A 21,399-nucleotide genomic window follows, 5' to 3' on the forward strand; every position below is an offset into this window, starting at 1 on the left:
CGGCCTGTCTATCCACCCACTTAGAACCTGTGGCTGCGTCTGCAAGAATTCAGAGCTGTTCGGCCATCGCCGCCTTGTAGATGGATTGCTTCGGCGCGGCGAACACCCTTTCCAGCATCGGCTCGAAGAAGCTCAACGGCAGCGTGTCGTATTCGGGATCGAACGCCGCGGCGTCGTATTTCGCACAGAAGTCGATGGTCGCCTGGTACTGAGGATGTTCGCAAAATTGCTCGCGCAAATGCCGGTCCATGCCCAAGTGATGGAAAAAGTAGTAGCCCTGGAAAATCCCGTGTTTTTCCACCATCCACAGGTTTTCGGCGCTGACGAACGGCTTGAGGATCGCCGCGGCGATGTCCGGATGATTGTAGGTGCCCAACGTATCGCCGATGTCATGAAGCAGGGCGCAGACCACGTACTCCTCGTCCCGCCCGTCGCGGTAGGCGCGCGTGGCGGTTTGCAGGGAATGGGTCATGCGATCCACCGGGAACCCGCCAAAATCGCCGTCGAGCAATTTCAAATGAGCGAGAACCCGACTCGGCAGCTGCCGCGCATAGGCGCTGAAGTCGGCCGCGATGATCGCCCAGTCTTCCTGGGTCCCGTCCTGCATGTGGGTGAAGCGTGCGTGAGAATTCATCGACAGCCCTCCTAGAACGCGACTTTGCCCAGCAGCATGTCGCGGTACATGACAAAGTCACCGAGCAGGCTGTAAAGGGGATGTTGGAAAGTGGCAGGACGGTTTTTCTCGAAGAAAAAATGCCCGACCCAGGCGAAACCGTAGCCCGCCACCGGCAGGGCGACCCACAGCCACCAGGCACCGACCACCAGCGCCGTGGCGAAAACCAGCAGGACCAGGGAGGTACCGATGAAGTGCAAGCGTCGGCAGGTGCTGTTGCGGTGTTCGCTGAGGTAGTACGGATAAAACTCGGCGAAGGTGTTGAATCGTTTAGTGTTTTCCAAGACTGCGGGCTCTTTGGTTATTGTTCTGGCGACCGGTGTTTCATGGCTCATGACCAAGTCTAGAGCGGCCGTTCGCAACGGCCAGTGACAATCAGCGCCACTCTAGTGTCCTGTCTTACAAATACTGTTCGTATGACAGGACACTGATATCCTCCGCAAATCCAGCCGTACCCTGCGGCTCGTCATGCAAGTAAACGTCATGAGCGAACGAACCACTTCTTCAAGCTGGGCGATGGGGATTGTCAAGGCGTTGGAAATGGACGGCCTGGACTGTCGGGCGCTGTTCAAGCAACTGGGGCTGGATTTCGAGGCGCTGGACGATCCGGATGCGCGCTTTCCCCAGGATTCGATGACACGGCTCTGGCAGCTTGCGGTGGAGCAGTCGGGCAATCCGGCCATCGGCTTGAACATGGGCAAGGTGGTGCGCCCGGCATCGTTCCATGTGGTCGGTTACGCGTTGATGTCCAGTCGGACGCTGGCCGAAGGGTTCCGCCGGTTGGTGCGTTATCAACGAATCATTGCCGAAAGCGCCGACTTGAGCTTCCGCCATTTGGATGAAGGGTATGGTCTGATCCTGACGGTACACGGCGACCACCTTCCGCCCACCCGGCAAAGTGCCGAAGCGTCCCTGGCTTGCGCGCTGGCCTTGTGCAGTTGGCTGACCGGGCGCACTTTGCATCCGGTGAAAGTGCTGTTCCAAGGCAACGAACCCGTTGACGTTGCACCTTATCGACAGGCCTTCGGCGCGCCGCTGGTTTTTGACGCACCCTACGATGCGCTGATTTTCCAGCAGGACGACATGGAAACACCACTGCCCACGGCCAACGAGGCCATGGCGCTGTTGCACGACCGGTTCGCGGGGGAATACCTGGCGCGGTTTTCAGGCAGCCGCGTGACTCACCAGGCGCGGCAAGTGCTGTGCCGGTTGCTGCCCCAGGGCGAGCCCAAGCGTGACGTGGTGGCGCAGACGCTGCACTTGTCCCAGCGCACCTTGCAGCGGCGCTTGCAGGAAGAGGGCACCAGTTTCCAGAGTTTGCTGGACGACACCCGACGCGAACTGGCCGAGCAATACCTGGCGCAACCCAGCATGACCTTGCTGGAAGTCGCCTACTTGCTCGGGTTTGCCGATCCGAGCAATTTTTTCCGGGCCTTCCGCCGTTGGTTCGGTACCACGCCCGGCGACTATCGGGCGCGGGGCGTGGCCAAGCCGGTCAGTGACGCCAGAACGCAGGAATACACAACACGAACACCGTGATGATCTCCAGCCGGCCCAGCAACATGCCGCCCGAGAGGATCCACTTGGCCGCGTCCGGCAGCGGCGCGAAGTTGCCGGCCGGGCCGATTGTCTCGCCGAGCCCAGGGCCGACGCCGGACACGGTACTGGCCGCGCCGGTCAACGCTGTCATCCATTCCACGCCCAACAGCGACAACAGCAGGGCGATCACGCAGATGGTGATGGCGAAGAAGAACGAGAAGGTCAGGATCGAGCGCACGATTTCTTCATCGAGGCGATGGCCGTTGTATTTCTGCTTGATCACCGCACGCGGGTGGATCAGTTGGTTAAGGTTGGCCCGAAGCAGGATGTAGGCGACCTGGAAGCGGAAAATCTTGATTCCGCCGGCGGTCGAGCCCGAGCAGCCGCCGACGAAACCCAGGTAGAAGAACAGCATCAGTGAGAAATTGCCCCAGAGGCTGTAGTCGCCCAGGGCGAAACCGGTGGTGGTGACGATGGACGTCACGTTCAGCGCCACATGCCGCAGCGCGTCGAGCCAATGCAGGTCGGTGGTCGCCCAATACCAGGTGCCAAGCACCAGCCAGGTGACCAGCAGCACGCCGATAAGCCCCTGGACTTGCTGGTCCTTGATCAGCGCCCGGCGATTGCCTCGCAGCGTCGAGACATACAAGGCGAACGGCAGGCTGCCGAGGATCATGATCACAATAGTGACCCAATGCACCGCTGGCTGGGTCCATTTGGCCAGGGACAGGTCCGAGGTGGAAAAACCACCGGTGGAAATCGCCGACATCGAATGGTTGATCGCATCGAACAGGCTCATCCCGGCCCACCAGAGCGCCAGCGTGCCGAGAACCGTAATGCCCACATAGGACGCCACGATCAGCCGCGCCACCATGTGCGAGCGGGGCATGACCTTTTCCGAGCGGTCGGACGACTCGGTCTGGAACAGCCGCATGCCGCCGATGCGCAACAGCGGCAGGATCGCCACGGCCATGCCGATAAAGCCGATGCCGCCAAGCCAGTGCAACAGCGATCGCCACATCAGGATTCCGGGCGACATCGTGTCCAGGCCGCTCAACACCGTCGCGCCGGTGGCGGTAATGCCTGACATGCTTTCGAAGAACGAATCGGTGTAGCTGATGTGCTGGGTCAACAGGAAGGGGAGCGCGGCAAACACACACACCACCAGCCAACTGCTGACGGTCAAAAGGTACATGTCCCGGGGCCGAAGATGGACGTGCTCGGGGCGTCCGGGAAGAATCAGTGCCAGGCCGGCGACAAAAGTAATCATGCTTGACCAGAGGAACGATGGCAGGTCGCCGGTGCGCTCGTAGACCAGCAACGTGGCCATCGGCACGACCATGAAGATCGCCAGGGTGATCAGGAAGATGCCGATGATGAAACCAATGATCCGCAGGGTCGGCAACGCCATGAAGTCCGCTCGGTCTGAAAGAGGAAAGGGCGCCATTCTACCTGCGACAAGCGGCGTGTAAACCGGCGTCCGGCGTTGCCTGTCTCTGAATTCGGGCTAACGGATTGACGGAACAGCCACTAGAATAGCCGAACATTTTTCCAGGAGGTCGCCGATGCAGGCTTTAGATGCTTTGCTCAACCGTGTTTCCGTGCCACGCCTGGTTGACCCGGCGCCCACGCCGCAACAGCGCGAAGTCATGTTCGCGGCCGCGATGCGCGCGCCCGACCATGGCCAGTTGCGCCCGTGGCGGTTCCTGACGGTGGAGGGGCAGGCACGCCATCGCATGGGCGAGCTGTTGGCCGAAGCAGCGCGCTTCAATGATCCGCTGGTGCCCGAAGCCGTCGTGGAGAAAGCCCTCAACGGCCCGCTACGGGCGCCGCTGGTGGTGGTAGTGATTGCGCGGTTGCAAGACCATTTCAAGATTCCAAAGCCTGAACAATTGCTGGCGGCAGGCTGCGCGGCACACGGCATTCTGCTGGCCGCTTATGCACAAGGGATAGGCGGCGTGTGGCGTACGGGTGAGCTGGCTTACTCGCCGCATGTGGCCCGGGGCCTGGGGCTTGAAGACGGCGAGGAGGTGATTGGTTTCCTTTACCTTGGGACGCCGCAGAAAGAGGCGCGCACGGCACCACAGGAAGATATCGGGCGGTTTGTCCGGGCCTGGACGGGGGAATAACTTCTCAAGGGCGGCGGATGACTCGAGGCTGTTTGGATCCATCGTGGCGAGGGAGCTTGCTCCCGCTGGGCGGCGAAGCCGCCCCAAAGTGTCGAGCAGAGACAGCCTGACAATCTTAAGCTTCTACTTTAGGGCTGCTGCGCAGCCCAGCGGGAGCAAGCTCCCTCGCCACGAGACCAGCGGCGACAGAAAGCTACCTGCAAACATCCGCAATCGCCACCGCCAGGGCATCCAGGCGCGTCGCATCGATGCCGGCCACGTTGGCCCGGCCGGTGCCGACCATGTAGACGCTATGGCGCTCGCGCAGGTGCTTGACCTGTTCCGGCGTCAGGCCGGTGTAGGAAAACATCCCGCGCTGCACCCCCATATGGGCAAAGCGCTCACGCAAGCCGTGGGGTTCGAGTGCTTCCAGCAGACCGCCGCGCAGTTGAGCGATGCGCAGGCGCATGGCTTCCACTTCGTCGACCCACAGGCCCTTGAGTTCCGGATTGCCTAGGATCGTCGCCACCACCGCCGCGCCATGATCCGGCGGCGTCGACCAAAGGTTGCGGGCGATGTTGGCCAGTTGGCTGCGAATGTCCGTCAATTTTTCCCCATCGCGAGCACAGACAATCAGCGCACCGGTGCGGTCGCGGTAAAGGCCAAAATTCTTCGAGCATGAACTGGTGACCAGCACCTCGGGCAACGCTTCGGCAAACAACCGCACGGCCCAGGCGTCCTGCTCCAGCCCGTCGCCAAAGCCTTGGTAGGCGAAGTCGATCAACGGCAGCAGGTCGCGGTTGCGCACCACATCCAGCACTTGGCGCCATTGGTCGTGGGACAGGTCGAAGCCGGTCGGGTTGTGGCAGCACGCATGCAACAGCACCACATCGCCCTTCGGCACTTGGCCCAGCGTTGCCAGCATGGCCTCGAAATCCAGGCGATTGTCAGTGCCCACATAAGGGTAATGACTGGCCTTGACCCCCGCGGTGGCGAAGATGGTTTCATGGATCGGCCAGGTCGGGTTGCTCAACCACACGCCACGGCCCGGCAGGCATTGGGCAATGAAATCGGCACTCAAGCGCAGGGCGCCGGTGCCGCCTGGGGTCTGGGTGGCACCGGCGCGTTTGCCGGCGATCAACGGTGAATCGGCGCCCAGCACCAGCGCATTCATCAATTGGCCGAACGCGGCGTCGCCATGACCGCCGATGTAAGTCTTGGTGACCTGGCGATCCACCAGCCGCTGCTCGGCCTGTTTCACCGACTGCAGAATTGGCGTCAGGCCCTGGGCATCCTTATAGACGCCTACGCCCAGGTCGAACTTGCCAGGATTGCTGTCCGCCCCGTAGGCCTCCATCAGGCCGAGGATCGGGTCGCCGGGCACCCGGCCGATGGCATCGAAATGCATTACTTGCGGCCCTCGGCGGTCTTGGCCACTTCGTCGGTGCGAGCGGCCATGATGAAGTCGTTGCGGTGCAAGCCCTTGATGGAGTGGCTCCACCAGGTGACGGTGACTTTGCCCCACTCGGTAAGCAGGCCTGGGTGATGCCCCTCGGCCTCGGAGATCTCGCCGACGGCGTTGGTGAACGCTAGGGCGTGCTTGAAATTCTTGAACAGGAAGACCTTTTCCAGCTGCATCACGCCGTCGCGCACTTCGATGTTCCAGTCGGGGATCTGCTTGATCAGTACTGGAAGTTCTTCGTCGCTGACCTGTGGGGCATCGGCGCGGCAGGCTTCGCAATGGGCTTGGTTCAAAGTGGTCATGGTGGGTTCCCGGATCGGATATTTGGAAAACGTCGATGCAGCCACGCTAAAGCAAAGTCGCGAGGCGCAACAGACTCAATTGGAATCAAAACCAGCGGTTCACGCGGCTTTCGGTGGAAATTTCGGTGCGTGCAGGCCCAGTTCCCGCCCGCGCTTGACCATGCCCATGATGTCCTCGTGGGCCAGGTCGAACAGGCGCTTGAGCTCGGGCAGCACGAAATACACTGGCTGCAGGATGTCGATGCGATAAGGCGTACGCATGGCTTCCAGCGGGTCGAAGGCTTGATGCTCCGGCTCGTCTGACAGGCAGTACACGGTTTCCTTGGGCGACGAGAGAATGCCGCCGCCGTAGATGCGCCGGCCTTGCGGCGTCTGCACCAGGCCGAATTCGATGGTCATCCAATACAGACGCGCCAGGTAGACGCGTTCTTCCTTGGAGGCCTGTAGGCCGAGTTTGCCGTAGGTGTGGGTAAATTCAGCAAACCAGGGATTGGTCAGCAGAGGGCAGTGACCAAAGATCTCGTGGAAAATGTCCGGCTCTTGCAAGTAGTCCAGTTCTTCACGGGTACGAATAAAGGTCGCCACCGGAAACTGCTTGCTGGCGAGCAACTCGAAAAAGGTCTGGAAAGGGATTAGCGCGGGCACCCGGGCGACCTGCCAGCCCGTGGTCTCGCCCAGCACTTTGTTGACTTCCTCCAGCTGCGGGATGCGGTCATGGGGCAACCCCAGCTTGTCGATACCGTCCAGGTACTCCTGGCACGCACGGCCTTCGATGACTTTCAGCTGGCGGGTGATCAGCGTGTTCCACACTGCGTGTTCTTCAGCGGTGTAGTGGATAAAACCTTGCGCATCGGGCTCGCGGGCCACGTATTGCGTCTGCTTCATGCTGCTCTCCTGCTGATATCCCTCAAGGGGAAAATTTGTTTTGTTGTTATCTCCAGCGATGCATAAGGGATAACCCAAACCAGGGGCAGGCGCAGCAGGGCTAGCTGGCCGAACAACGACCAGTCATGCACAAAATGTAAAGTTTCCGTTACGTATTCTGGCGAGTCTCGGTGTTGCAGGTATTTTCGGCTGGGAAAGGTCCTCAAACTGTCACATAATCTTGACGGCTATTTGCGCCGCAGCGCAAAAAACCGTGGCGAGGGAGCTAGCTCCCGCTGGGCTGCGCAGCAGCCCCAAAAAAACAGGGCCGCTTCGCGCCCCAGCGGGAGCAAGCTCCCTCGCCACAATGAATCAAACAAACCTTAAGTGAACAGCATCGGGCCTCTCATGCGTATCAAAGTCCATTGCCAGAACCGCATCGGCATCCTGCGGGACATTCTCAATCTGCTGGTGGAATACGGCATCAACGTCGCCCGAGGCGAGGTCGGTGGCGAGCATGGCAATGCGATCTACCTGCACTGCCCGAACCTGATCAACATCCAGTTCCAGGCGTTGCGTCCGAAGTTCGAAGGCATCGCCGGGGTGTTCGGCGTCAAGCGCGTAGGGCTGATGCCGAGCGAGCGTCGGCACATGGAACTCAATGCCTTGCTTGGCGCCTTGGAGTTTCCGGTGTTGTCCATCGACATGGGCGGCTCCATCGTCGCGGCCAACCGGGCGGCGGCGCAGTTGCTCGGGGTGCGGGTGGATGAGGTGCCGGGGATTCCCTTGTCCCGCTACGCCGAGGACTTCGACCTGCCGGAACTGGTGCGCGCCAACCAATCGCGGATCAATGGCCTGCGGGTCAAGGTCAAGGGCGATGTGTTCCTGGCGGACATCGCGCCGCTGCAATCGGAGCACGACGACAGCGAGGCGATGGCCGGCGCGGTGCTGACCTTGCACCGCGCCGACCGGGTGGGCGAGCGCATCTATAACGTGCGCAAGCAGGAACTGCGCGGCTTCGACAGTATTTTCCAGAGTTCGAAGGTAATGGCGGCGGTGGTCCGCGAGGCCCGGCGCATGGCGCCGCTGGACGCGCCGCTATTGATAGAAGGCGAAACCGGAACCGGCAAGGAATTGCTGGCCCGTGCCTGTCACCTGGCAAGCCCACGGGGGCAATCGCCGTTGATGGCGCTCAACTGCGCCGGATTACCGGAGTCCATGGCCGAGACTGAACTGTTCGGCTACGGGCCCGGCGCCTTCGAAGGGGCGCGGGCCGAAGGCAAGCTCGGGCTGCTGGAGCTGACGGCGGGCGGTACGCTGTTTCTCGATGGCGTCGGAGAAATGAGTCCGCGCCTGCAGGTGAAACTGCTGCGCTTCCTACAGGACGGTTGCTTCCGCCGCGTAGGCAGTGACGAAGAGGTCTACCTGGATGTCAGGGTGATCTGCGCGACCCAGGTCGATTTGTCCGAACTCTGTGCCCGGGGAGAATTCCGTCAAGATTTGTACCATCGCCTGAATGTGCTTTCTCTGCACATCCCGCCGCTGCGCGAATGCCTCGACGGGCTGGCCCCGCTGGTCGAGCATTTCCTCGACCAGGCCAGTCGCCAGATCGGCTGCCCACTGCCAAGACTGGCCCCAGCGGCGATGGACCGGCTCAGTCACTACCACTGGCCAGGCAATGTCCGGCAACTGGAAAACGTGCTGTTCCAGGCCGTTTCCCTATGCGACGGCGGGAAGGTCAAGGCCGAACACATTCGCCTGCCGGACTACGGCGTGCGCCAACCCCTCGGTGACTTTTCCCTCGACGGAGGGCTGGACGAGATCGTCGGCCGTTTCGAGAAGGCCGTGCTCGAGCGCCTGTATTCCGAACACCCGAGCAGCCGGCAACTGGGCAAGCGGTTGGGGGTTTCCCATACGACGATTGCCAATAAGTTGCGTGAGTATGAGGTGGGCAAAGAACCCGGCGTGTGATGATAGACGCTTCGTGGCGAGGGAGCTGCTCCCGCTCGGTTGCGTAGCAATCGCCAAAAGTGTGGAGCCGCTACGCCCGAGGCGTCGGACCGGCCCAGCGGGAGCAAGCTCCCTCGCCACGGGGCGTCTATTTGATCAGGTTAGGCGGACACTTGCCGTAAGCGGCACGACACCGCCGGTTTTTCGTCTTCGATACGTTTCCATAATCCCTTTCAATTCCGCCAAGTCCTTTATTTACCGGCCCCACCAGCGTCAGAAATAAGTTGGTCTGCAATTTGCTTAAGGCTGTGCAACACAGCAGTGGGCGGCAAACGTCCGGCATGCAGAGGAACGACAGTGGACAAGTACCTTTATGTGGCAATGACCGGCGCCAGCCAGAACGCACTGGCGCAACGGGCCCATGCCAACAACCTGGCGAACATCTCCACCAATGGTTTTCAGAAAGACCTGGAGCAGGCACGTTCGATGCCGGTGTTCGGCGACAGCTTTCCGGCGCGGGCGTTTGCCATGTCCGAACGGCCTGCCACTGACTTTACCCCGGGAGCGCTGGTTGAAACCGGTCGCGACCTGGACGTGGCGGTCAGCGGGCCGGGCTGGATGGCCGTGCAGAATCCCGACGGCGGTGAAAGCTACGTGCGTACCGGCAGCCTCAACGTTGACGCCTTGGGTGTGCTGCGGGCCGGCAACGGCATGCCGGTAATGGGCAATGGCGGTCCGATCGCCGTGCCACCAGAGCAGAAAATCGAAATCGGCCAGGACGGCACCATCAGCATTCGCGCCATGGGCGAAGGCCCGCGGGTGATGGCTGAGGTGGACCGAATCAAACTGGTCAACCCTGACCTCAAGAACATGACCAAGGGCCTCGACGGCTCGATCCGTACCAAGGACGGCCAGCCCGCGCCCATCGATGCCAACGTACAACTGGTGTCGGGCTTCCAGGAAGCGAGCAACGTCAATGCCGTGGATGAAATGACTTCGGTGCTGGCCTTGGCCAAGCAGTTCGAGCTTCACGTCAAGATGATGAACACCGCCAAAGAAGGCGATGAGGCCATGGCTCGGGTCTTGCAGATCTAATCACTAATTACAGCGCTGCGCCGAAAAACAGGCGTGAGAGGAGAATCGAATGCTTCCGGCTCTTTGGGTTGCCAAAACAGGTCTGTCCGCCCAGGACACAAACCTGTCCACCATTTCCAACAACCTGGCGAACGTCTCGACCACGGGTTTCAAACGTGATCGCGCCGAGTTCCAGGACCTGCTCTACCAGGTAAAACGCCAGCCAGGCGCCCAGTCGACCCAGGACAGCGAATTGCCGTCGGGCCTGCAAGTGGGTACTGGTGTGCGCATCGTCGGCACCCAGAAAAACTTCAACGCCGGCAGCCTGCAGACCACCGAGCAGCCGCTGGACATGGCCATCGACGGTCGCGGTTTCTTCCAGATCCTGCAGCCGGACGGCACCACGTCCTACACTCGCGACGGTACCTTCCACCTCGATTCCAATGGCCAGATCGTCAACGCCAGTGGTTTCGCCCTGGAACCGGCCATCATCATCCCGAACGATGCCCAGACCTTCACCGTGGGCCGCGACGGCACCGTGTCCATCACCGTGGCGGGCAACCCGGCCTCCCAGGTGATCGGCAACCTGCAGACCGCCGACTTCATCAACCCGGCCGGCCTGCAAGCGGTGGGTAACAACCTGTTCATGGAAACCGCTGCCAGCGGCGCGCCACAAGTCGGCACGCCTGGCCTGAACGGCTTCGGCACCACGCTGCAGAACACCCTGGAAACGTCGAACGTGAGCACCGTTGAGGAGATGGTCAACATGATCACCACCCAGCGCGCCTACGAGATGAACTCCAAAGTCATCTCCACCGCCGACCAGATGCTCTCGTTCGTCACGCAGAACCTGTAATCGCGTCGCAACATTCGTCATCACGTAGACAGGGCGGCTCCAGGGTCGCCTGCAACACCAAGAGGTAGGGTCATGAATCGCTTCGTATCTGTTCTGGCATTGAGTGGGATCACCGCATTGGCGGGCTGTGTCGCGCCAACGCCAAGGCCCAATGACCCGTACTACGCTCCGGTGTTGCCGCGCACACCGTTGCCGGCGGCGGCCAATAACGGTTCGATCTACCAGGCCGGTTTCGAGCAGAACCTGTACAGCGATCGCAAGGCTTTCCGGGTCGGTGACATCATCACCATCACCCTGAACGAGCGGACCCAGGCCAGCAAGAACGCCAACTCGCAGATCGACAAGACCAGCGAGACCAGCGTCGGCCTGACATCGCTGTTCGGCTCGGGCCTGACCACCAACAATCCGATCGGCAGCAACGATCTCAGCCTCAACGCCGGCTATGGCGCCGACCGTGCCACCAAGGGCGACAGCAAGTCGGGACAGAGCAACAGCCTGACCGGTTCGATCACCGTGACGGTGGCCGACGTCCTGCCCAACGGCATCATCGTCGTACGGGGTGAAAAGTGGCTGACGCTCAACACCGGTGACGAACTGGTACGCATCGCCGGCATGGTTCGGGCCGATGACATCGCCACCGATAACACCGTTTCGTCCACTCGCGTGGCCGATGCGCGCATCACCTATTCGGGCACTGGTGCCTTTGCCGATGCGAGTCAGCCAGGTTGGTTCGACCGCTTCTTCCTCAGCCCGAAGTTCCCTTTCTAGGTGATCAAGTTGAATCTTAAACAGCTGTTGATCGGTGCCCTGGTGATGTCGGCAGCCTTCAGCGCTCAAGCCGAGCGCCTGAAGGACATCGCCAGTATTTCCGGCGTGCGTTCCAACCAGTTGATCGGCTACGGCCTGGTCGTTGGCCTCAATGGCACCGGTGACCAGACCACACAGACACCGTTTACCCTGCAGACCTTCAACAACATGCTGTCGCAGTTCGGCATCAAGGTGCCGGCGGGCTCCGGCAACGTGCAGTTGAAAAACGTTGCGGCGGTGTCGGTCAGTGCCGATCTGCCGGCCTTCGCCAAGCCCGGCCAGCAGGTGGACATCACCGTTTCGTCCATCGGTAACTCCAAGAGCTTGCGCGGCGGCACCTTGTTGCTGACCCCGCTCAAGGGTATCGACGGCAACGTCTACGCCATCGCCCAGGGCAACCTGGTGGTGGGCGGTTTCGATGCCGAAGGGCGCGACGGTTCGAAGATCACCGTCAACGTTCCGTCGGCCGGGCGCATCCCTGGCGGCGCGTCGGTTGAACGTGCGGTGCCGAGCGGTTTCAACCAGGGCAACAGCCTGACGCTGAACCTCAATCGTTCCGACTTCACCACGGCCAAGCGCATCGTCGACAAGATCAATGACATGCTCGGCCCAGGCGTGGCCCAGGCAATCGACGGCGGTTCGATCCGCGTCACCGCGCCACTGGATCCGAGCCAGCGGGTCGACTACCTGTCGATCCTGGAAAACCTCGAAGTCGACCCGGGCCAGGCGGTGGCGAAAGTCATCATCAACTCGCGCACCGGCACCATCGTGATTGGCCAGAACGTCAAGGTTTCGCCAGCCGCCGTGACCCACGGCAGCCTGACCGTGACCATCACCGAAGACCCGATCGTCAGCCAGCCGGGCCCATTGTCCAACGGCCAGACCGCCGTGGTCCCGCGTTCACGGGTCAATGCCGAGCAGGAAGCCAAGCCGATGTTCAAGTTCGGTCCGGGCACGACCCTGGATGAAATCGTCCGGGCGGTGAACCAGGTCGGCGCGGCACCGGGCGACCTGATGGCGATTCTCGAAGCCTTGAAGCAGGCCGGCGCGTTGCAAGCCGACCTGATCGTGATTTAAGGAAAGCGGTCATGGTGGATATGCGCAAAGGCGCCTTGATCAGTGGGGATTCAGCGTCCTATTCGGACCTCAATCGCCTCAATCAGCTCAAGGTCGGCGACAAGAACAGCGAAGGCAACCTGCGCAAAGTGGCGCAGGAGTTCGAGTCGCTGTTCCTCGGCGAAATGCTCAAGTCCATGCGTTCGGCCACCGAGGCCCTGGGCAAGGACAATCCAATGAACACGCCGGAAGCCAAGCAATACCAGGAAATGTACGACCAGCAGTTGGCCGTTTCCATGTCCCGCGAGGGCGGCGGTATTGGCCTGGCTGACGTGCTGCTGCGCCAGATGTCGAAGAACAAACCGCTGGCCTCGGGCGAGGCGGCCACCTTATCGGCCGCCAAGCAGCAAGAGGCGCTGGACAAGGCCAAGGCGCCAGTACCCACGCCTGTGGCGGCCGGAACGCTGCCCGACGGGCCGTTGTCGCGCAGCAACGGCCAGCGCCCACTCTGGGCGTCGCGTGCCGTGAGCGCGCCGCAAGGTGCCGAGGGCATTCACCGTAACGACATGGAATTGATCAACCAGCGCCGCCTGGCCCTGCCACCGAAACTCGCCGACCGCTTGCTCGCGGGGTTGGTGCCTTCGGCATCGGTCAAGCCTGAAGCGATGGCGCAGAACGTCTTGCCTGATCGCGCCATTGCCGCCGTCAAGCCGGCTTCCGGTGAGCTGGCCAACGGTGACTGGCTGGCCGCGCTCAAGGCTGCCGAGCCCAAAGGCGACATGCAAGTCTATGGCCGCGCCGTGGCCCAGCCACCGCTGGCGCCGGCGCGCAAGGCCTTCCGCGATGCCGATGAATTCGTCAACGCCATGCTGCCAATGGCCAAGGAAGCAGCGGACCGTATCGGCGTCGACCCTCGTTACCTGGTGGCCCAGGCTGCTCTCGAAACCGGTTGGGGCAAATCGGTGATGCGCCAGCCCGATGGCAGCAGCAGCCACAACCTGTTCGGCATCAAGGCCAGCGCGAACTGGAAGGGCGATTCGGCGCGGGCGATCACCAGCGAATTCCGCAATGGCGAGATGGTCAAGGAGACGGCCGAGTTCCGTTCCTACGCCTCGTACCGTGACAGTTTCCATGACCTGGTCAATCTGCTGCAAAGCAACAGTCGCTATCAAGCTGTGCTGAAGTCGGCCGATAACCCGGAACAGTTTGTACGCGAGTTGCAGAAGGCCGGTTACGCCACCGACCCGAACTACGCCAGCAAGATTTCGAACATAGCCCGGCAGATGACGAGTTACCAAAACTACGCTTCGGCTGGTGCCACCACGACTTTATAAGGTCTGAACCATGAGTTTGCTCAATATCGGGATGTCGGGTCTGTCCGCAAGCCAGACCGCACTGGTGACCACGGGTAACAACATCGCCAACGTCGATACCGCAGGGTATTCGCGTCAGCAGACCGTGCAGACCACCAAGGCGTCGAACCAGTACGGCAACGTGTTCATCGGCTCCGGCACGACCCTGGCGGACGTACGCCGGGTCTACAACTCCTATCTCGAAGCGCAACTGAAGACCACCACCTCGCTCAACAGCGATGCGGCGGCCTACCAGGGGCAGATCACACCGCTTGATTCCCTGCTGTCGGACAGCGGCACTGGCCTCAACGGCGCGCTGACCAAGTTCTTCGCCTCGGTGCAGAACGTCAACGCCAAGCCGGGCGACGACGCCTCTCGCCAGTTGCTGCTCAGCGATGCACAGGCCTTGAGCAACCGTTTCAATTCGGTAGCCAGCCAGTTGACGGCGCAGAGCGAGAACATCAACGGCAACCTGTCGAACATGGTCGAGCAGATCAACAGCCTGGCCACCACCGTCGCCCAGTTGAACAAGAAAATCGCCGAAGTCTCCAACGCCGGCGGCGCGCCGAACGACCTGCTCGATGCCCGCAGCGAGACCATTCGCCAGCTGTCCACCTTCACCGGCACTCAGGTCGTGGAGAACGGCAGCAGCCTGGACATCTACCTGGGATCCGGCCAGCCACTGGTCATGGGCAATATCACCAATAAACTGGAAGCGGTGCCGGACAAGAACGACCCCGGTCGCATTGGCATCCAGCTCAACAGCGGCTCCAGCGTCATGGACATCACCCAGGTGATGACCGGCGGTGAAATCGGTGGCCTGATGCGCTACCGCAGCACCGTCCTCGACCCGGCCATGAACGAGCTGGGCCGTGTGGCGCTGGTCGTCGCCGACCAGATGAACAGCATCCAGGCCTCGGGTATCGACAAGAACGGCGCATTCGGTTCCAACCTGTTCAGCAGCATCAACAGCGCGGCCCAGATGAGCCAGCGCAGCGTTGCCTCGCTGGGCAACAGCGCCGGGTCCGGCAACTTCAACGTGTCGATCGAAGACACGGGCAAGCTGACCACCAACGACTACAAGATCACCTTCACCAGCGCCACCGACTACACCGTCCAGCGTCTGCCCGATAACACGCCGATGGGTGCGTTCAACACCGCGACCACGCCGGCACCGGTGGTCGATGGTTTCTCGCTGACCTTCGCCAACGGCACCGCGGCCGTCGGTGACTCGTTCAAGATCACCCCGACCCGCAACGCCGCGGGCAGCATCAAGACCGAGATGACCGACTCCAAGCGGCTGGCGATTGCCGCGCCGCTGGGCGCCGCCATCACGCCGGGCGGCAGCGGCACGCTGACCATTCCGGCCAGCGGCCAGCCGACCATGACCACCAAGCTGGACATCTACGACGAAGCCACTACCAGCATCATCCAGAACGGCATCAAGAATTCGATGCCGGTCAAAGTGGTGTTCGGGGCGACGTCGGCCGGTGGCACCAGCCAGGCTTATCAGTTGCTCGATGCCAAGGGCGGCGTGATCAGCAGTGGCACCATCAAACCCGGTCAGAGCAACACCCTGAGCCTGAGCGTTCCGCTCAAGGACGCCACCGGCGCCCCGATCATGGATTCGTCCGTACCGCCGGTGCAGCGTACCGTCACGTTCGATATGTCCATCGCCGGCGCGCCGTCCGACGGTGCCGGCATCGATATAAGCCTCAGTCAGCCTGGTAGCCTTGATAACCGTAACGGTACCGTGCTCGCTGGCTTGCAGACCGCCAAAACCGTGGATACCGGTTCGGCCAGCAAGGGCATTTCCTTGAACGATGCCTACGGAAAACTGGTGGAAGGCGTCGGTGCCAAGGCCGCCCAAGGCAAGCTGGACAGCGCCGCCACCGGCGCGATCCTGGACAACGCCAAGAATGCCCGCGACTCGCTATCGGGCGTCGACCTGGATGAAGAGACCGGCAACCTGGTCAAGTTCCAGCAGTACTACACCGCGTCTTCGCAGATCATCAAGGCTGCGCAGGAAATCTTCAGCACATTGATCAACAGTCTTTAAGGAGCCGTAGCCCATGCGCATTTCTACTTCTCAGTTTTACGAAAGCACGGCTGCGAACTACCAGAAGAACTTCGCCAACGTGGTCAAGACCAGCGAAGAGGCCAGCAGCCTGGTGCGCGTGAACACCGCCGCCGATGATCCGGTGGGCGCTTCGCGTCTGCTGCAATTGGGTACCCAGGCTTCGATGCTGGCCCAGTACGAAACCAACGCCAACACCATCAAGGCCACCCTGGGTACCACCGAAGCGGTGATGACCAGCATCGGCAACGTGCTGCAGCGCGCCAAGGAACTGGCTGTCGGTGCCGGTAACGCCGGTTACACCGACGCTGACCGTCAGGCCAACGCTTCGGAGCTGGCGCAGATCGAAGAACAGTTGCTGAGCCTGATGAACAGCAAGGACGAAAACGGGAAGTACATCTTCTCCGGTTCCAAGGGTGACACCGTCCCGTTCACCCGCAACACCGATGGTAGCTACAGCTACAACGGCGACCAGGTGACGCTCGACCTGCCGGTCGGTGACACCATGTCGATGGCCACCAACAGCACCGGCTGGGAAGTGTTCCAGCAAGCCGTCAACACCAGCCGCAGCCAGGTCACTCGGACCGCGCCGCCGGTGGATGACGGGCGCGTGGTCTTGTCCGACGGCCAGGTTTCCTCCAGCGTTAGCTATAACAGCAAGTTCCGCAGCGGCGAGCCGTACACCGTGGAGTTCACCAGCGGCACGCAACTGAGAATCACCGACTCGCTCGGCAATGACGTGACCGCCGAAGCGAGCCAGGGCGGCGCGTTCGACCCTAACAGCAAGAGCGGGCAGGCGGTCCAGTTCCGTGGTGTGGAGCTGACCCTGAACATCAATCTGCAAACGGGCGATGTCCCTGGCACGGTGTTGCCAGGCCATACCTTCACCCTGGCTGCCAAGCCGGACACCTTTGTTCCGATGCGCAGTCCTGGCAACCCGACCGCGGTGCAAGTCACCGGCAGCGAAATCACCGATCCGGTGGCCTACCACGCTAGTTTCCCTACGGGGGCGGCCGTGTTGAAGTTCACCAGCGCCACCGATTTCGACCTTTACGCAGCGCCGCTGACCGCTAACAGCCAACCCGTGTCCAGCGGCACCCTGGCCGGTAACGTAGCCACCGCTTCAGGCGTGAGCTTCACCCTGGACGGCACGCCAGCCGCAGACGATCAGTTCAGCATCGCGGTCAACACCCACGAAACCCAGAACATCCTGGACACCGTGAATCAGCTGAAAACCGCGTTGAACACACCGACCAACAACGATCCGATAGCGTTGCAGAAACTGCAGGCTTCGCTCGCGTCCGGCATCGGCAACCTGGCAAGCGGCACCGATCAATTGTCCAGCGCCCTGAGTTCCGTGGGTGGTCGTGGTGCCGCTCTGGACACCCAGAGCGACACCAACCAGAGCTTGATGCTGGCCAATAAACAGACCCAATCGTCGATCCGTGACTCCGATTCGGCCGAGGTATTAACCCGCCTGACATTGCAACAGACCATGCTGCAAGCCTCGCAACTGGCGTTCAGCAAGATCGCCCAGTTGGGTCTGTTCAACAAGATCTGAGCCGGTATCGACCGAGCCGCCAACCGTCTTTTTTTAAGCGGTTCCGGGGCTCCGGCCTGAAAAGGCCGGGGCCCGCCGCTCGAGAGTTTAAACCGTGAAGTCACTTCCCCTCGTCAGCATCGTCATCCCCGCATACAACCCTCGGTTCTTTGACCAGGCATTGCTCAGTGCGTTGGCCCAGACCTACGAAAACGTTGAAATCATCGTTTGCGACGATTCGCCTGACGATGAGATTCGCAACATAGTCGCGTCATTCAAACAGCCGGCCCATCCGGTCCGCTATCTGAAAAATCCTCAACGGCTAGGACTGCCGGGCAACCTGTTGCGTTGTGTCGATGAGGCGCAGGGCGAGTTCATCAAGGTCTTGTGCGATGACGATCGTCTATTCGCACCGAGCATTGCGATGCAGGCCCAGGCGTTGATGGATCATGCTGACGTGAGCGTGGTGTTCGCGCTGCGGCTGTTGTGCGACGCAGGCAACTTCATCTTGCCGCCCCGGGTGGATAACTGCCGCTTCTCGCCAAATGACGCCTTGCTCAAAGGCGACGACATGCTGGCAATTTTCGAGAGCACGCCAACCAACTTCATCGGCAATTTCAGTTCCACCCTGATGCGCCGGGCCGATGTGCTGGAATTGCTGCCCGCGCTGATTCAGGACGGTGCCGGTTTTGTTGCGGTGCTCGATTTTGCTTTGTTTGTCTGCCTGATGCGACGCGGCAATCTGATTGCCTTGAATACCGTGTTGAGTATCGAGCGCCTCTACCCGGAGCGTTTGAGCAAGACCCCGGAAATGCTCAAGGCAGCAAAGACAGAGTGGGAATGGCTGGCGCAGATGCTTGTCGCGCGCAGCGGTGAAGCGGCGCCGGCTTCTGGTTGGGTGCGCTGCATTGATCTGGACAAGATCACCGATGAACCTCACGCCTGGCAGGAGCTCTGCGTAACCCGCGTATTGGGCAACCGCAATACCGTCGTGAATGGTCGAGTCGGGGCGCAAAGCGATAGTTATGCCGACTTCTATCGGGAATGGCTGGCCGTCCGCCGGTTCAGTGAGGTAGAACGACGCGTCATGCCCGCGCGCATCGATAGTTGGCCGTTTCGGCCGAACATCGTGCCTTTGGTCATCGACGCGCTCGGCGATGCGGAGTCGCTTGAGGCGACGCTACGCAGCATCAAGGGCCAGCTGTATTCAGCCCAGGCCGTAGTGGTGCTTTCCGATGCTCCTTGCGAAGCGGATGAACGGGTTCTGCAGTTGCCTTACCAGGCGGATTGGCCGAGTCAGCTTAATGCCATCGTTCCACAGCTGGAAGGCGCCCATTGGTTCTACGTGCTGCGCGCGGGCGACGTGCTGCGCGATTCAGCGTTGTTGATCCTGGCCGAGCGCGTTGCCGGGAGGCCGGGCATCCTTTGCGTTTACAGCGATGAAGGCGCTTTGGTGGACGGCGAGTCCTTCGAGCCAGTGTTCAAGCCGGATTTCAACCTAGACCTGATGCGTGCCTATCCCTATGTCGGTCGGACCTTGGCTTTCGAGCGTGAACGATTCATGGCCCTCGGTGGTTTTGAACCGGATCACGGTGAACTGGCGCCCCACGATCTGCTCTGGCGCCTGGTGGAAGAGGCTGGCCCTCAGACCATCGAACACATCGCGGAAATCCAGGTTGAGTCGGTCCTGAGCTTCGCCCAATGGTTGTCGCTGCCCGAGGTGATCGAGGGCAACGCCCGGTTGGTTGGCGCGCATCTGGAGCGTATCGGCATCGATCATGAGATTTCCCCGGACACCTTGCCGTTGATCAATCGCATCAGCTACCGACACGGCGAGCGCCCGCTGGTATCGATCATCATGCGTACCGGTGACTCGCTCGCCGCCTTGCAGCGTTGCGCCGAGAGCCTGATCGAACGTACGGCCTACACCCATTATGAAATTCTGATTGTTGACAGCGGCGTCCGGGACCCGGCAATGCTCGACTGGCTGGAGAACATGTCGCAGTTAGGTGCGAGCATGTTGCGCGTATTGCGATACGCCGGTGATGACAGCGATGCAGCGGTGCGCAATTTTGCTGCAGGTCAGGCCCGGGGCGACTATTTGCTGTTGCTCAGTCCGCAAACGGTCATTTGTGAAAATGACTGGTTGGACGAGATGGTCAATCATGCCCAGCGTCCTGAGGTAGCGGTGGTCGGTGCGAGAATACTCAGTCCTCAAGGCACGGTTGTCGGCGGCGGGCAAGTTCTTGGGTTGGCTGGGCCGGTGGGCACGCCGTTCTACGGTGAATCCGCGGCTTCGCGCGGCTACATGCAGCGTTTGCATACGACGCAGAACTGGAGTTCGGTAAGCAGCGATTGCTTGATGGTGCGCAAGCAGGTATTCGATGAACTCGGCTGCCTGGATGCGTCCTTAACCTTCGGCCTCAGCGATGTCGATCTGTGCCTGCGCGCAGGAAAAATTGGCTACCTGGTTGTCTGGACGCCCTACGCCACGGTCATGAAAGTCGACCTGCCGTCGACCGCTGTCCAGCCTGAAGAAACCACGTTGGTGGAGCGCGAGCGCGAAATCTTCTATCGCAAATGGCTGCCGCAGATCGCCCAGGATCCAGGCTACAACCCTGCGCTGAGCCTCGGGGCGTCCAGCTTCAGCCTGGAACCTTCGCTGCGCAACAATTGGAACCCGTTCTGCCGCCGCGCCCTGCCATTGATACTTGGCTTGCCGGTCAACGCCACCGCGGTTGGGCATTATCGCGTCACGGCCCCGTTGGCCGAATTGGAGGCCGCCGGGCGGGTAATCGCTCGGGTCGCCTACGAGTCGCCTCCTACCGTCGAGATTGAGCGCCTGTCGCCGGATACGATCGTATTGCAGGGGCGCTACAGCGAAGGGGCCGCCGGCGATATTCTCAGAATGAAAAAATACTCCGGTGCCTTGCGGATTTTCGAACTCGACGATTACGTCATCCAGGCACCCAAGAAAAACACGCATGCGCGCAACAAGCCGGCCAATATCGAACAGATGCTGCGCGAAGGAATCGGGCTGTGTGATCGTGTGGTGGTGACGACACCTTCGCTCGCTGATGCCTTGTCCAGCATGCACAATGAAATTCGTATCGTGCCTAACATGTTGCCACCTGAGCCGTGGGCGAAGCTGACCAGCCGGCGCGGAACGTCCTCCAAGCCTCGGGTGGGTTGGGGGGGAGGAACCAGCCACAGCGGTGATCTGGAAATCATTTCGGACGTGGTTCGCGAGTTGGCAAACGAAGTGGAATGGGTGTTCTTCGGTATGTGCCCGGATGCACTGCGTCCGTATATTCATGAGTTCCACAGCTCGGTCGGCTTGAACACCTACCCATTCAAGCTGGCCCGCCTGAATCTCGACTTGGCACTGGCTCCCCTGGAGTTCCACATTTTCAACGACTGCAAGAGCAACCTGCGCTTGCTGGAATACGGTGCCTGTGGCTACCCGGTCATCTGCACCGACACCAAGGCCTACGACGGTTTTCTGCCCTGCACCAAAGTGCGCAGCAACAGCACTGAGGAGTGGGTTGAAGCGATCCGCATGCACCTGGCCGATCCGGACGCGAGTTACCGCATGGGTGACGAACTGCGCGAAGCGGTGCTGCGGGACTACATGCTCAACGGCAAGAACCTGCAGCATTGGTTGTGGGGGTGGTTGCCGGATTGATTCCGAGGGATAGGCGACTTCAGTCGCCTTTTTTATGACCTGTCGCTCCAACTA

At 61.1% G+C, this 21,399-nt stretch carries 17 protein-coding genes; 11 read left to right on the top strand and 6 right to left on the bottom strand.

Annotated elements, in window-relative coordinates:
- Nucleotides 1-49: 49 nt before the first annotated feature.
- A complete protein-coding gene (locus tag J3P92_RS07875; protein WP_434650297.1) occupies nucleotides 50-634 on the bottom strand; it encodes an HD domain-containing protein in 585 nt (194 codons plus the stop codon).
- 11 nt (nucleotides 635-645) lie between these two features.
- Nucleotides 646-957, bottom strand: coding sequence for an Mpo1-like protein (locus J3P92_RS07880; RefSeq protein ID WP_420767409.1), 312 nt, complete (start codon nucleotides 955-957; stop codon nucleotides 646-648).
- A gap of 199 nt (nucleotides 958-1,156) precedes the next feature.
- Between J3P92_RS07880 and J3P92_RS07885 the strand changes: the two genes are divergently transcribed.
- Nucleotides 1,157-2,212: an AraC family transcriptional regulator gene (locus J3P92_RS07885; protein WP_434650299.1), complete on the top strand. Its 1,056-nt coding sequence runs from the start codon at nucleotides 1,157-1,159 to the stop codon at nucleotides 2,210-2,212.
- Here J3P92_RS07885 and J3P92_RS07890 read toward each other — a convergent pair.
- Nucleotides 2,169-3,623 (bottom strand): TrkH family potassium uptake protein, encoded by a 1,455-nt coding sequence (locus tag J3P92_RS07890; protein ID WP_420767407.1) that lies wholly within the window; start codon nucleotides 3,621-3,623, stop codon nucleotides 2,169-2,171. The genes J3P92_RS07885 and J3P92_RS07890 overlap by 44 nt on opposite strands.
- A 154-nt stretch (nucleotides 3,624-3,777) precedes the next feature.
- Between J3P92_RS07890 and J3P92_RS07895 the strand changes: the two genes are divergently transcribed.
- Nucleotides 3,778-4,341, top strand: a complete 564-nt coding sequence (locus J3P92_RS07895) for an NAD(P)H nitroreductase (protein WP_434562958.1) — start codon at nucleotides 3,778-3,780, stop codon at nucleotides 4,339-4,341.
- Nucleotides 4,342-4,534: 193 nt separating this feature from the next.
- Here the strand turns inward: J3P92_RS07895 and J3P92_RS07900 are convergent, their stop codons facing one another.
- The 3 genes from J3P92_RS07900 to phhA all read right to left on the bottom strand — a co-directional run bounded on the left by J3P92_RS07900 (nucleotide 4,535) and on the right by phhA (nucleotide 6,969).
- Complete coding sequence (locus J3P92_RS07900; protein WP_434650300.1) at nucleotides 4,535-5,728, bottom strand: amino acid aminotransferase; 1,194 nt, start codon at nucleotides 5,726-5,728, stop codon at nucleotides 4,535-4,537.
- Nucleotides 5,728-6,084 carry a 4a-hydroxytetrahydrobiopterin dehydratase gene (locus J3P92_RS07905; RefSeq protein ID WP_420767404.1) on the bottom strand — a complete coding sequence of 119 codons (357 nt, stop codon included), beginning with the start codon at nucleotides 6,082-6,084 and terminating at the stop codon, nucleotides 5,728-5,730. The genes J3P92_RS07900 and J3P92_RS07905 overlap by 1 nt, the downstream gene beginning before the upstream one ends.
- 99 nt (nucleotides 6,085-6,183) lie before the next feature.
- A complete protein-coding gene (gene phhA / locus J3P92_RS07910) occupies nucleotides 6,184-6,969 on the bottom strand; it encodes a phenylalanine 4-monooxygenase (protein WP_434650302.1) in 786 nt (261 codons plus the stop codon).
- 387 nt (nucleotides 6,970-7,356) lie between these two features.
- Between phhA and J3P92_RS07915 the strand changes: the two genes are divergently transcribed.
- The 9 genes from J3P92_RS07915 to J3P92_RS07955 all read left to right on the top strand — a co-directional run bounded on the left by J3P92_RS07915 (nucleotide 7,357) and on the right by J3P92_RS07955 (nucleotide 21,345).
- Complete coding sequence (locus tag J3P92_RS07915) at nucleotides 7,357-8,919, top strand: sigma-54-dependent transcriptional regulator (RefSeq protein ID WP_420767403.1); 1,563 nt, start codon at nucleotides 7,357-7,359, stop codon at nucleotides 8,917-8,919.
- 336 nt (nucleotides 8,920-9,255) lie between these two features.
- Entirely contained in the window at nucleotides 9,256-9,993 is a 738-nt protein-coding gene (locus J3P92_RS07920; protein ID WP_003199043.1) for a flagellar basal body rod protein FlgF, read from the top strand.
- 49 nt (nucleotides 9,994-10,042) lie between these two features.
- Nucleotides 10,043-10,828: a flagellar basal-body rod protein FlgG gene (flgG, locus tag J3P92_RS07925; protein ID WP_186610404.1), complete on the top strand. Its 786-nt coding sequence runs from the start codon at nucleotides 10,043-10,045 to the stop codon at nucleotides 10,826-10,828.
- 72 nt (nucleotides 10,829-10,900) lie between these two features.
- Nucleotides 10,901-11,596 (top strand): flagellar basal body L-ring protein FlgH, encoded by a 696-nt coding sequence (gene flgH / locus J3P92_RS07930; protein ID WP_420767402.1) that lies wholly within the window; start codon nucleotides 10,901-10,903, stop codon nucleotides 11,594-11,596.
- Between the two features lie 45 nt (nucleotides 11,597-11,641).
- Entirely contained in the window at nucleotides 11,642-12,712 is a 1,071-nt protein-coding gene (locus J3P92_RS07935; RefSeq protein ID WP_170847652.1) for a flagellar basal body P-ring protein FlgI, read from the top strand.
- Nucleotides 12,713-12,726: 14 nt separating this feature from the next.
- Nucleotides 12,727-14,025 carry a flagellar assembly peptidoglycan hydrolase FlgJ gene (gene flgJ / locus J3P92_RS07940; protein ID WP_420767430.1) on the top strand — a complete coding sequence of 433 codons (1,299 nt, stop codon included), beginning with the start codon at nucleotides 12,727-12,729 and terminating at the stop codon, nucleotides 14,023-14,025.
- A 10-nt stretch (nucleotides 14,026-14,035) separates the two neighbouring features.
- The gene (gene flgK / locus J3P92_RS07945; RefSeq protein ID WP_420767401.1) at nucleotides 14,036-16,102 is read left to right on the top strand and encodes a flagellar hook-associated protein FlgK; all 2,067 of its coding nucleotides are present in this window, start codon (nucleotides 14,036-14,038) and stop codon (nucleotides 16,100-16,102) included.
- A 13-nt stretch (nucleotides 16,103-16,115) separates the two neighbouring features.
- Nucleotides 16,116-17,681 (top strand): flagellar hook-associated protein 3, encoded by a 1,566-nt coding sequence (locus J3P92_RS07950; RefSeq protein ID WP_434562966.1) that lies wholly within the window; start codon nucleotides 16,116-16,118, stop codon nucleotides 17,679-17,681.
- Between the two features lie 94 nt (nucleotides 17,682-17,775).
- The gene (locus J3P92_RS07955) at nucleotides 17,776-21,345 is read left to right on the top strand and encodes a glycosyltransferase (RefSeq protein ID WP_434650304.1); all 3,570 of its coding nucleotides are present in this window, start codon (nucleotides 17,776-17,778) and stop codon (nucleotides 21,343-21,345) included.
- Nucleotides 21,346-21,399: the final 54 nt, after the last annotated feature.

The sequence above is a fragment of the Pseudomonas sp. D3-27 genome (assembly GCF_051132165.1).
Classification (GTDB): Bacteria; Pseudomonadota; Gammaproteobacteria; order Pseudomonadales; family Pseudomonadaceae; genus Aquipseudomonas.

What these genes read in the sequence shown, in the direction of transcription:
- J3P92_RS07875 (WP_434650297.1), bottom strand. Translation starts at nt 634, where the DNA reads ATGAATTCTCACGCACGCTTCACCCACATGCAGGACGGGACCCAGGAA.
- J3P92_RS07885 (WP_434650299.1), top strand. Translation starts at nt 1,157, where the DNA reads ATGAGCGAACGAACCACTTCTTCAAGCTGGGCGATGGGGATTGTCAAG.
- J3P92_RS07890 (WP_420767407.1), bottom strand. Translation starts at nt 3,623, where the DNA reads ATGGCGTTGCCGACCCTGCGGATCATTGGTTTCATCATCGGCATCTTC.
- J3P92_RS07895 (WP_434562958.1), top strand. Translation starts at nt 3,778, where the DNA reads ATGCAGGCTTTAGATGCTTTGCTCAACCGTGTTTCCGTGCCACGCCTG.
- J3P92_RS07900 (WP_434650300.1), bottom strand. Translation starts at nt 5,728, where the DNA reads ATGCATTTCGATGCCATCGGCCGGGTGCCCGGCGACCCGATCCTCGGC.
- J3P92_RS07905 (WP_420767404.1), bottom strand. Translation starts at nt 6,084, where the DNA reads ATGACCACTTTGAACCAAGCCCATTGCGAAGCCTGCCGCGCCGATGCC.
- phhA (WP_434650302.1), bottom strand. Translation starts at nt 6,969, where the DNA reads ATGAAGCAGACGCAATACGTGGCCCGCGAGCCCGATGCGCAAGGTTTT.
- J3P92_RS07915 (WP_420767403.1), top strand. Translation starts at nt 7,357, where the DNA reads ATGCGTATCAAAGTCCATTGCCAGAACCGCATCGGCATCCTGCGGGAC.
- flgG (WP_186610404.1), top strand. Translation starts at nt 10,043, where the DNA reads ATGCTTCCGGCTCTTTGGGTTGCCAAAACAGGTCTGTCCGCCCAGGAC.
- flgH (WP_420767402.1), top strand. Translation starts at nt 10,901, where the DNA reads ATGAATCGCTTCGTATCTGTTCTGGCATTGAGTGGGATCACCGCATTG.
- J3P92_RS07935 (WP_170847652.1), top strand. Translation starts at nt 11,642, where the DNA reads ATGTCGGCAGCCTTCAGCGCTCAAGCCGAGCGCCTGAAGGACATCGCC.
- flgK (WP_420767401.1), top strand. Translation starts at nt 14,036, where the DNA reads ATGAGTTTGCTCAATATCGGGATGTCGGGTCTGTCCGCAAGCCAGACC.
- J3P92_RS07950 (WP_434562966.1), top strand. Translation starts at nt 16,116, where the DNA reads ATGCGCATTTCTACTTCTCAGTTTTACGAAAGCACGGCTGCGAACTAC.